The sequence below is a fragment of the Sandarakinorhabdus glacialis genome, assembly GCF_014643455.1.
Taxonomy (GTDB): Bacteria; Pseudomonadota; Alphaproteobacteria; order Sphingomonadales; family Sphingomonadaceae; genus Sandarakinorhabdus; species Sandarakinorhabdus glacialis.
Genome location: NZ_BMJM01000033.1, coordinates 1 through 1,628 on the forward strand (window position 1 = coordinate 1; position 1,628 = coordinate 1,628).

Sequence of the window (1,628 nt, forward strand, 5' to 3'; positions counted from 1 at the left end):
CTGCCGTCGCCTCGCCACCCGCTACGATAAACTCGCCGCCAACTTCCTCGGCAACATCCACCTCGCCGCCGCCATCATGTGGTGGTTATGAGTCTCGGCCCTAGGCAAATCAGCCTGGCTGCATAGTCACTGCGTCAAGGGAAACGCTGCGCGCGGGCAAGGTCAGACTGACAGCACCACCCAGCCAACTCTCAAGTCCAATCAGCTTTTATCAATTGCCGAGGTTGGTTGCTCATGCAATAAAATAGGTCATGTCCTTGAAAACCGATTTGGATGACCGGCCTCGTCTTAACGACCATCCCGGTGACGGCGTGACACGTGGGAGCGCGCGCATGGAGATTTTTGCTGATGCAGTTTTCGCGATCGCATTTACCCTTCCAATGGTCGAGCTTAAGCTGCCCGAAGTCGGACCGGACACTCAGCGACAGCTCTTGGAACTCTGGCCGTCCTATTTGGGCTATGGCCTCTCAACGTTGGTGATTGGGATTTATTGGGTCCATCATCATTTCTCCGGCGCACTTTACCGCACAACGGGGCATCGCTTCTTGTTAACAACCTTGTTGTTTTTGGCTGCCATTGCCTTTATCGCATTCCCTACGCGCGTCTTTGCAGAGCACATCCAGAATCCGGTTGCACGGGCTGCGGGCGCTCGCTTCTATACGGTTGCGCTTGCTGCAACGTCTGTGGCTTGGTGCTTTAATTGGCGAACCGCCCGGGCGATGGGCGATATCGACGATCGACTCACTCACGCATATGTCGAGCGGCTAAACCGCCACTACACAACTATGGCCGCCATTTTGGTCGTCGCCGCAGCTTTGGCATTTGTGAGCTGGGAACTGGGCATCTCGTTGGCAGGGGCGGTTATGCTTTACCAACTCCGCCCTCCAGAAACTCCGATCTATGTCGACGAGGCGCCTATCGTTGAAGAAGAAATATAGCCGTTAATAAGGGCGTGAGCTTGCCCCTGCCTGACGTCTCCCTTGGCTGATAGGATCAGACCAACGAAGGGGTATCAGGAACGAAAAACGTAGTGTGGACGCGATATACGCTTGAGTTCAAGTAGGAGTCTGTTCTGCGGCTCGGACCGCGGCGGCCAGCGCGCCGCTTTCATGGACTCGCTGATCGTCACCGCCAAGCTCAACGACGTCGACCCCGAAGCCTGACTCACCGATGTTCTGACACGCATCGCCAACATCCCGCAGGGCCGTCTCCACGAACAGCTGCCGTGGAACTGGCGCCGCCTGCGCGAACAAGATCAACCGGCAGCACAAGCCGCCTGATCACATCAGGCCGCGATAAACGCGCGGCGCCGCTTACGCGGCTTTCAACGGATGCGTATCCGACTCAGCTCGCCGCAGGGCAACAGCGATAGTATTGCAACCAGTGTCGGTCCGGATTCGAAGCATGGGATGCTGGCCCCACACAAGACCATTATCGGTGACCCCGTTCCCCTGATACTGCGCCGCTGGCTGCAGACGTGGCGCCCCTGCTTCACTAGCGCCAGCTGGGAGCATGTGCTTGTCCTAGGGTTGGGACCCATAAACAGGATTCACATCTGGTCTGAGGTGTGATTCAAGCTTCCGAGGCATCGGGAGCGCGGCATGGCAGGCGAGTTTTGGTTGGACGAC

1 protein-coding gene and 1 pseudogene are annotated in these 1,628 nt (G+C 57.4%); both read left to right on the forward strand.

The window, feature by feature from the left end; genetic code table 11:
• Window positions 1-251: 251 nt before the first annotated feature.
• The gene (locus IEW98_RS16010) at window positions 252-938 is read left to right on the forward strand and encodes a TMEM175 family protein (protein WP_188764529.1); all 687 of its coding nucleotides are present in this window, start codon (window positions 252-254) and stop codon (window positions 936-938) included.
• A gap of 126 nt (window positions 939-1,064) precedes the next feature.
• A pseudogene (locus tag IEW98_RS16015) lies at window positions 1,065-1,280 on the forward strand (transposase domain-containing protein); the annotation flags it as partial.
• Between the last annotated feature and the right edge of the window lie 348 nt (window positions 1,281-1,628).

Coding starts and splice junctions, on each gene's coding strand:
- IEW98_RS16010 (WP_188764529.1), top strand. CDS start 252: ATGTCCTTGAAAACCGATTTGGATGACCGGCCTCGTCTTAACGACCAT.